This is a genomic window from Streptomyces longispororuber (assembly GCF_024448165.1).
GTDB classification, from domain to species: Bacteria; Actinomycetota; Actinomycetes; order Streptomycetales; family Streptomycetaceae; genus Streptomyces; species Streptomyces longispororuber_A.
Genome location: NZ_JAMOLN010000317.1, coordinates 1 through 8342, shown reverse-complemented (window position 1 = coordinate 8342; position 8342 = coordinate 1). Strand labels below are relative to the sequence as shown.

The 8342-nt window shown below is 71.8% G+C and carries 9 protein-coding genes; 5 read left to right on the top strand and 4 right to left on the bottom strand.

The window, feature by feature from the left end; all coding sequences use genetic code 11:
* Nucleotides 1-251: 251 nt before the first annotated feature.
* The 4 genes from M4J07_RS45060 to M4J07_RS45045 form a co-directional block, all read right to left on the bottom strand.
* On the bottom strand, nt 252-575 hold the full coding sequence (locus tag M4J07_RS45060) for a DMT family transporter (RefSeq protein ID WP_255982648.1): 324 nt from the start codon (nt 573-575) through the stop codon (nt 252-254).
* 108 nt (nt 576-683) lie between these two features.
* Nucleotides 684-1694 (bottom strand): ribosome small subunit-dependent GTPase A, encoded by a 1011-nt coding sequence (gene rsgA, locus M4J07_RS45055; protein ID WP_255982646.1) that lies wholly within the window; start codon nt 1692-1694, stop codon nt 684-686.
* An 11-nt stretch (nt 1695-1705) separates the two neighbouring features.
* Nucleotides 1706-3031: a 3-phosphoshikimate 1-carboxyvinyltransferase gene (gene aroA, locus M4J07_RS45050; protein WP_255982644.1), complete on the bottom strand. Its 1326-nt coding sequence runs from the start codon at nt 3029-3031 to the stop codon at nt 1706-1708.
* 36 nt (nt 3032-3067) lie between these two features.
* Nucleotides 3068-3769 carry a M50 family metallopeptidase gene (locus M4J07_RS45045; protein WP_255982642.1) on the bottom strand — a complete coding sequence of 234 codons (702 nt, stop codon included), beginning with the start codon at nt 3767-3769 and terminating at the stop codon, nt 3068-3070.
* Nucleotides 3770-3823: 54 nt separating this feature from the next.
* Here M4J07_RS45045 and M4J07_RS45040 point away from each other — a divergent pair, with 54 nt between their 5' ends.
* From M4J07_RS45040 to M4J07_RS45020, 5 genes are all read left to right on the top strand, one after another.
* Nucleotides 3824-4639 carry an SOS response-associated peptidase gene (locus tag M4J07_RS45040; RefSeq protein ID WP_255982640.1) on the top strand — a complete coding sequence of 272 codons (816 nt, stop codon included), beginning with the start codon at nt 3824-3826 and terminating at the stop codon, nt 4637-4639.
* 194 nt (nt 4640-4833) lie between these two features.
* Nucleotides 4834-5472 (top strand): alpha/beta hydrolase family protein, encoded by a 639-nt coding sequence (locus M4J07_RS45035; protein WP_255982638.1) that lies wholly within the window; start codon nt 4834-4836, stop codon nt 5470-5472.
* Nucleotides 5473-5716: 244 nt separating this feature from the next.
* Nucleotides 5717-6391: an RNA polymerase sigma factor SigR gene (gene sigR / locus M4J07_RS45030; protein WP_255982636.1), complete on the top strand. Its 675-nt coding sequence runs from the start codon at nt 5717-5719 to the stop codon at nt 6389-6391.
* Nucleotides 6388-6684, top strand: a complete 297-nt coding sequence (rsrA, locus tag M4J07_RS45025; protein WP_255982634.1) for a mycothiol system anti-sigma-R factor — start codon at nt 6388-6390, stop codon at nt 6682-6684. The genes sigR and rsrA overlap by 4 nt, the downstream gene beginning before the upstream one ends.
* 218 nt (nt 6685-6902) lie before the next feature.
* Nucleotides 6903-8234 carry an HD-GYP domain-containing protein gene (locus M4J07_RS45020; RefSeq protein WP_255982633.1) on the top strand — a complete coding sequence of 444 codons (1332 nt, stop codon included), beginning with the start codon at nt 6903-6905 and terminating at the stop codon, nt 8232-8234.
* The last annotated feature ends 108 nt before the right edge of the window (nt 8235-8342 follow it).

Sequence of the window (8342 nt, the reverse complement as noted above, 5' to 3'; positions counted from 1 at the left end):
GCCGGTCGGTGGGTGATTCCGCGTTCGGTTCGGTGGGTGTGGGCTTCGTCGCGGGCTTTCGGCCGGTGGGGCTTCTCGCGCCCCGCGGCGGAGCCGCTCATGACACAGCCCCGCGCCCCTGAAGGCTGCGGCTTCGCCGCGCCTTCCCCTGAGGACCTCTGCGCGCCGTCCCCTGAGGACCTCTGCGCGCCGTTCCCTGAGGACCTTCGCGCGCCGTTCCCTGAGGACCTCCGCGCGCCCTTTCCCGTGTGTCAGTGGGCCGAGCCGGAGAGTTGGAGGCCGATTACTCCTGCGATCACCAGGCTGATCGAGACGATCTTGAGGGTGGAGACGACGTCGCCGAGGAAGATCATTCCGTAGATCGCCGTGCCGGCCGCCCCGATGCCCGTCCAGACCGCGTACGCCGGGCCCACGTCCAGCTTCTTCAGGGACAGCGTGAGGAGGCCGAAGCTGCCGAGTGCGAACGCGGCGAACGCGATCGTCGGCCACAGCCGCGTGAAGCCGTGCGAGAGCTTCAGACAGACGGCGAAACCGGTCTCCAGGATCCCTGCGATGACGACCAGCAGCCACGCCATGTCCCTGTGCCTCCCGCGTTCCACTGATCTCGTAAGGATTCGATCTTGCGTCCGGCTTGGTGCGATTATGCCCTTACCAGCCGTGGGCGGCAGCAAACAAGGCTGAGGTCAGTCGCCCTCGTGGCGCTCGCGCGTGGCCAGCAGGCGGCGCAGCGAGTAGAGCCGGGCCGGATCGGCGTGGCCCTCCGCGACCCAGGCGTCCAGCGCGCAGTCCGGCTCGTCGTGGCTGCACGCGCGCGGGCAGTTCTCCGTGCCGGGTTCCAGGTCCGGGAAGGCGTGGATGACGCGGGACGGGTCCACGTGGTGCAGCCCGAACGACCGGACGCCGGGGGTGTCGACCACCCAGCCCGCGTCGTCCGGCAGCGGCAGCGCGAGCGCCGACGTCGTCGTGTGCCGGCCGCGGCCCGTGACCGCGTTGACATGGCCCGTCGAGCGGCGCCGGTCGCCCGGCACCAGCGCGTTCACCAGCGTCGTCTTGCCGACGCCCGAGTGACCGACGAACGCCGTCACCTTGCCGTCGAGCTGCTCGCGCACCCGGGCCACCGCCGTACCGTTCTCCAGCTCCTCGCGGCTGGTCACGACGTACGGGATGTCCAGGTCGCCGTACAGGTCGAGCAGCTTGTCCGGCGGGGCCAGGTCCGACTTGGTCAGGACGAGGAGCGGCGTCAGGCCGCCGTCGTACGCCGCCACCAGACAGCGGTCGATCATGCGCGGGCGCGGTTCGGGGTCGGCCAGCGCGGTGACGATGGCCAGCTGGTCGGCGTTGGCGACGACGACGCGCTCGTACGGGTCGTCGTCGTCCGCCGTGCGGCGCAGCACGGAGCTGCGGCCCTCGATGCGGACGATGCGCGCGAGCGTGTCCTTCTTGCCCGACAGATCGCCGACGACGGACACCCGGTCGCCCACGACCGCCGCCTTCCGGCCCAGCTCGCGGGCCTTCATGGCGGTCACGGGGACGTCGTCGATGAGAACGGTGAGCCGCCCCCGGTCCACGGTGAGGACCATGCCCTCCGCGGCGTCCTCGTGCTTGGGCCGGATGTTCGTCCGGGGCCGGTTGCCCTTGCGGTTGGGACGCTGGCGGATGTCGTCCTCGTCGGTGTGCTTGCCGTAGCGGCGCATCGCGATGCTCCCTAGGACCGGTCGGTCCCGAGCATCGCGGTCCACATGTCCGGGAAGTCCGGCAGCGTCTTCGCCGTCGTCGCCACGTTCTCGATCTGCACGCCCTCCACCGCCAGGCCGATGATCGCGCCGGCCGTCGCCATGCGGTGGTCGTCGTACGTGTGGAAGATCCCGCCGTGCAGCCGGCGCGGGCGGATGTGCAGACCGTCGGCGGTCTCCGTCACGTCACCGCCCAGCTCGTTGATCTCCTTGGTCAGCGCGGCCAGCCGGTCCGTCTCGTGCAGCCGCAGGTGGGCGACGCCGCGCAGGGTGGACTCCGAGTCGGCGAGCGCCGCGACGGCGGCGATGCCCGGGGTCAGCTCGCCGACCTCCGACAGGTCCGCGTCGATGCCGTGGATGCTGCCGGAACCGGTGAACTCCAGACCGTTCTCGGTCAGCTCGCAGCTGCCGCCCATCCGCGTGAAGAGGTCGCGCAGCGCGTCACCCGGCTGCGTGGTCTGCGCGGGCCAGTCCGGGATGGTGACCTTGCCGCCGGTGACCAGGGCCGCGGCCAGGAACGGCTGGGCGTTCGAGAGGTCGGGCTCGATGGTGATGTCCCGGCCGAGCAGGGCGCCCGGGGTGACCCGCCAGACGTTCGGCTCGCCGCCCGACTCCGGGGTGTCGACCTGGGCGCCGACCGCGCGCAGCATGTCGACCGTCATCCGGATGTGCGGCATGGAGGGCACCGACGAGCCGGTGTGCCGGATCTCGACGCCCTGGTTGAACCGCGGTCCCGAGAGCAGCAGCGCCGACACGAACTGGGACGACGACGAGGCGTCGATCTCCACCGTGCCGCCGTCCAGCGCGCCTCCGCCGTGCACCGTCAGCGGCAGCGCGCCGCGCCCCTCGTCGTCGATCCGGGCGCCGAGCGCGCGCAGCGCGTCGATCACGGCGTGCAGCGGGCGCTCGTACGAACGGGGGTCGCCGTCGAACCGGATCGGCCCGTCGGCGAGGGCGGCGACCGGCGGCAGGAACCGCATCACGGTGCCGGCGTTGCCGACGTCGACCGTCGCGGGACCCTGCAGACCCGACGGGATGACCCGCCACGCCTCGCCCGAACCGTCCGGGCCCACGCCCTCCTCGATGCCGACGCCCATGGCGCGCAGCGCGGTCGCCATCAGGTGGGTGTCGCGGGAGCGGAGCGGGCGGCGCAGCCAGCCGGGCTCCGCGGCGAGGGCGGCGAGGACCAGGGCCCGGTTGGTGACGGACTTGGACCCCGGCACCTGGACGGTCGCGTCGACGGCGCCGCTCGCGAGGGGGGCGGGCCAGAGGGCGGTGTGCGCGGGGTTCGTGGTCATGCCTTTACTTTAGTGGGCTGCCGCGGAGCGACCTGTTCACAGCCCCAGCAGCCAGCGACCGCCGCCCAGCAGTGAGCACAGTGAGACGGCGTGGAAGAAAAAGAGCCACATTCCCGCCGGGACGTGCGTGAGGCGCGAGAGCTGATCGGCGTCCGAGTCCCCGGCGCCCCCGCGCCGCCGCTTGCCCTGCAGCTCGAAGGCGGGCCGTACGCCGCCCAGGAGCAGGAACCACACCACGGCGTACGCGAACGCGGCCTGCACCTGCGGTCCGGCGAGCCAGGACACCAGCAGGAAGGCGCCGCCCGCCACGACGACGGTCAGCACCCCGTACGCGTTCCTGATCATCACCAGCATCGCCACCAGCAGCGCCGTGGCCAGCCACAGCAGCAGGGTGATGTGTCCTTCGGCGAGCAGGGCGGCGCCGCCGAGGCCGAGCAGCGGCGGGGCCGTGTAGCCGGCGGCCGCGGTCAGGATCATGCCGAGGCCGGTCGGCTTGCCGCGGCTGACCGTCAGACCACTGGTGTCCGAGTGCAGCCGGATGCCGTCGAGGCGGCGGCCCATCAGCAGCGCGATCAGCCCGTGGCCGCCCTCGTGGGCGATGGTGATGGCGTTGCGGGAGAGCCGCCAGACGTTGCGCGGGACGATCGCCGCGAGCGCGAGCACTCCGGTGGCGATGACCACCCACTGGTCGGGGTCGGACTGGGTGCCGAAGATCCGGTCCCAGAGGCTGGCGTCCATGGTCTTTCCGGGCTCCCGTTCGGTGGAGGGCTTGCTTCTGGCACTGTGGCACGTATGTGCGGACGGTATGCATCGAGTCGTAGGCCCGAGGATCTCGCAGGAATCTTCGAGATCGAGAAGTGGGAGCCGGAGGAGGCCTACGAGCCTGACTTCAACGTGGCCCCCACCAAAGAGGTCTACGCGGTCATGGACCGCCCCGTGAAAGACGCAGAGGACCCGCGTCCGGTTCGCCAGCTGCGCAAGCTGAAGTGGGGGCTCGTGCCGTCCTGGGCGAAGACGCCGGAGGGCGGCGCCCGCATGATCAACGCGCGGGCCGAGACGGTGCACGAGAAGCCGTCGTACCGGCGGGCCTTCACCACGCGGCGCTGCATCATCCCCGCGGACGGCTATTACGAGTGGGTGACCGCGGCCGCCGAGCGGGACCTGGAGGTCGAGGGGAAGAAGAAGCGGCCGCGCAAGCAGCCGTACTTCGTGACGCCCGCGGACGGGTCCGTGTTCGCGATGGCGGGCCTGTACGAGTTCTGGCGCGACCGGACGCTGCCCGACGAGCATCCGCTGGCGTGGTGGGTGACGTGCTCCGTGATCACCACGGAGGCCGAGACCGGGCCGCTGGGCGTGGCGCCCGCGGACGGGCCGCGGTCCCTCGCCGACATCCATCCCCGGATGCCGTTGATGCTCACGCCCGACCGGTGGGACGCGTGGCTCGATCCGGCGCGGACGGACGTCGAGGACCTGCGCACGCTGCTGGCTCCGCCGCCGGGGGGCCTCATGCGGGCGTATCCGGTGTCGACGGCCGTGAGCAACGTCCGCAACAACGGTCCCGAACTCCTGAAGGAACTGGAGGCCCCGGAGGAGGGCACCCTGTTCTGACCGGGTCACGCCATGCCGCCGCGGGGCTTGGCCCCGATCGGCGGCCGCGGGCCGGTGGGGGCTGGTCGCGCAGTTCCCCGCGCCCCTGGAATAACGACTGCGTCTGCCGGGCTGCCCCACCGGCCCGCACCCGCCCACGAGACACGCGCCACCCCACCCCCGTCGCGGTCGTTGCGGCGGGGCACCATGGCCCGGTGACCCGTACCACTGAAACCGTGGAAACCGAGACCGGCGAAGCCCGCATCACCTGGTATCCGGCTCCGCACCCGCGACTGACCCTCGCCGCGAGCCACGGCGCGGGCGGCGGCATCGAGGCCCGCGACCTCCAGGCCCTCGCCGCCACCCTGCCGGCCCACGGAGTGACCGTCGCCCTGGTGGAGCAGCCGTGGCGGGTGGCGGGAAAAAAGCTGGCCCCCGCCCCGAAGACCCTGGACACCGGCTGGCGGGGCGTGTGGCCCGCCCTCGCCCAGGCCGGCCCACCCGTGATCGCCGGAGGCCGCAGCGCGGGTGCCCGCGTCGCCTGCCGCACGGCCACCGAACTGGGCGCCGCCGCCGTCCTCGCGCTGAGCTTCCCGCTGCACCCGCCGGGCAAGCCGGAGAAGTCCCGCGCCGACGAACTCCTCGGCGCGGGCGTGCCCACCCTCGTCGTCCAGGGCGGCAACGACCCGTTCGGCAGGCCCGCCGAGTTCCCGGCGAAGGACACGTACGAGATCGTCGAAGTCCCGTACGGGGATCACGGATTCGCGGTGCCCAAGCGCGCCGGCCTCACCCAGGACGAGGCCCTCGCGGTGATCACCGACGCCGTCGCCGCGTGGACCCGGTCACTCGCGTAGCGGCCGGGAATGTTGAGTGCGGGACGACTGTTGTGCGGAATGTCGGTGCACAGAGTTCGTACGAGAGGAAGTCCGCCGCATGGGTTCGACCATCTGCCCGAGCCGCGCCACCACTCCTGACCTGGAGTGGACGGTGCTGAGCGCGGCCAAGACCGCTCCTATTCGGGCGGCGGGCGGACCGGATCGTCGTCTATCCTCCGATTCGAGTGGGACCTTTCCGGGTTCCGCGACGTCGTTGGAGGAGGTGGGTCCGGTCACAGGGACCGACGCAGGGACCGAACACGGCCAGGCGGACGAGCAGCCCGAGCCCGCGGAGACGTCTGCCGAGCGCAGTGCGCGCTTCGAGCGGGACGCGCTGGAGTTCCTCGACCAGATGTACTCGGCGGCGCTGCGCATGACGCGCAATCCGGCGGATGCGGAGGACCTGGTGCAGGAGACGTACGCCAAGGCGTACGCGTCCTTCCACCAGTTCCGCGAGGGCACCAACCTCAAGGCGTGGCTGTACCGGATCCTCACGAACACCTTCATCAACTCGTACCGCAAGAAGCAGCGCGAGCCCCAGCGCAGTGCCGCCGAGGAGATCGAGGACTGGCAGCTGGCCCGCGCCGAGTCGCACATGTCGACCGGTCTGCGCTCCGCCGAGTCGCAGGCGCTCGACCATCTGCCGGACTCGGACGTGAAGTCGGCGCTGCAGGCCATCCCCGAGGAATTCCGCATCGCGGTCTATCTCGCGGACGTAGAGGGCTTTGCGTACAAGGAGATCGCGGACATCATGGGGACACCCATCGGGACTGTGATGTCCCGGCTCCACCGGGGACGCCGCCAGTTGCGCGGCATGCTGGAGGACTACGCCCGTGACCGCGGGCTCGTCCCGGCCGGCGCCGGAGAGTCGAACGAAGCGAAAGGCTCGGGCTCATGAGCTGCGGAGAGCCGCACGAGACGGACTGCAGTGAGGTCCTGGACCATCTCTACGAGTACCTCGACCACGAGATGCCGGACCCGGACTGCACCAAGTTCGAGGTGCACTTCGAGGAGTGCAGCCCGTGCCTGGAGAAGTACGGCCTGGAGCAGGCCGTGAAGAAGCTGGTGAAGCGGTGCTGCGGCCATGACGACGTGCCCAGCGACCTGCGGGCCAAGGTCATGGGGCGGATCGATCTGATCCGTTCGGGCCAGGCCACGCCCGAAGAGGGCCTGGGCAAGCCGCTCGCCTGAGCCGGCCCCGGCCCGGCCGGTCGGCTGTCCGCCGGCCCGGAGCGTCCGGAACTTCCTTGTGGGGAAAGGGAGTTGTCCCAGTTCCGGATGTGGTTCACCCGATCGTGCTAATCCGGGGCCCCTGGCCCCGGTAATCCCCGCGATGCCGCACGGGCGGCGTGACGGGCGGCCTACTCTCTGGACTCCGTGAACTGAACGTCACGGGGAGGGGGTTGGGCATGCGGTCGGTTCCGCCGATGGCCGGTGCGTATGTGTTCCTGACCGTCACTGTGGGCGTCGTGTGCACGGCGCCCGCGTTCTCCCTCGGCACCTCCTGGTCCGCCGTCGGGCTGCTCGCGTGCGTGTACGCGGGGTGCGAGCAGGTCGGACGCTGCCGGATCATCGGCCGGCGCGCCCCCAGAGGCATGGGCACCTTCTTCCCGGTCCTGCTCGCAGGAGCGTTTCTGCTGCCGCCCGCCGCGGCCGCGCTGGTCGCCGTGCCCGGTGCGCTGCTGGCCCGCGTCGAGCAGCGGCCGAAGTGGCTGCGCCGGGTCTGGCGTGCGGCCCAACTCGCCCTCGGCATCTGGGCGTCGGCGCGGGTCTTCGACGTGCTCGGCGGGCCCGAGGCGGTCTCCGCGCCGCGCTTCCCCTACGCGCTCGTGCCCGGCTGCGCCGCCGCCCTCGTCTTCTGCGCCGTCCTCACCGTGCTCGACGGCGGCATCCTCGCGACGGCCGAGCGGGTGCCGCTGCGCACCGCCTGGCGCGGCCTCTTCCTGCGGTCGCTGGCACCGGTCGTCGTGCACGGGCTCGCGGGGCTCGTGATGGCGGTGCTGTGGGCCAGCCCGTACGGGCCGGTGGCCTCGCTCCTCGTGCTGCTGCCGATGTACATCTCCTGCTGGGTGTTCGCCCAGTACCAGCGGGAGCGCGCCGCCCACCAGGCGACCATCAGGGCCCTGGTGCAGGCCGTCGACATCAAGGACGGGTACACGCGCGGGCACAGCGAGCGGGTCGGGCAGGCGTCCATGATGATCGCGCGCGAGCTGGGGATGGCGGAGGAGCGCGTGGAGGTGCTCCGGTTCGCCGGGATCCTGCACGACGTGGGCAAACTCGGCGTGCCCACGCGGTTGTTGCGCAAGGACGGGCCGCTCACGCCCGAGGAGCGCGAGGTCATTCAGCTGCATCCCGAGTACGGGCACGAGATGGTGCGCGGGATCGGGTTCCTCGGTGAGGCGCGGGCGGCGATCCTGCACCACCACGAGCGGCTGGACGGGAGCGGGTACCCGTACGGGCTCGTGGGGACGCAGATTCCGGAGTTCGCGCGGGTGGTGGCGGTGGCGGACGCGTTCGACGCGATGACCTCTACGCGGACGTACTCGCGGGCGCGGCCGGTCGCGGTCGCCCTCGCGGAGTTGGAGCGGTGTGCGGGGTCGCAGTTCGATCCGGTGATGGTGCGGGCGCTGGTGGCCGTGCTCGGGCGGGACGGGTGGCATCCCGTGGTGACGGCGGACGAGGTGGGTGTGGTGTCGGTTCCGGTGGCGGGTGTGCCGGTGTCGGGGGCGGCGTCGCGGTGAGGTTTCCGTGGCCGGGGGAGCCGGAGGGTGGGTTCGGCTCTGACCCGTCGTTGCGCGGCACCGCGGGCGGGCCGGCCTCTCCGGGGTCCGGCCCCGACGAATCGTTGC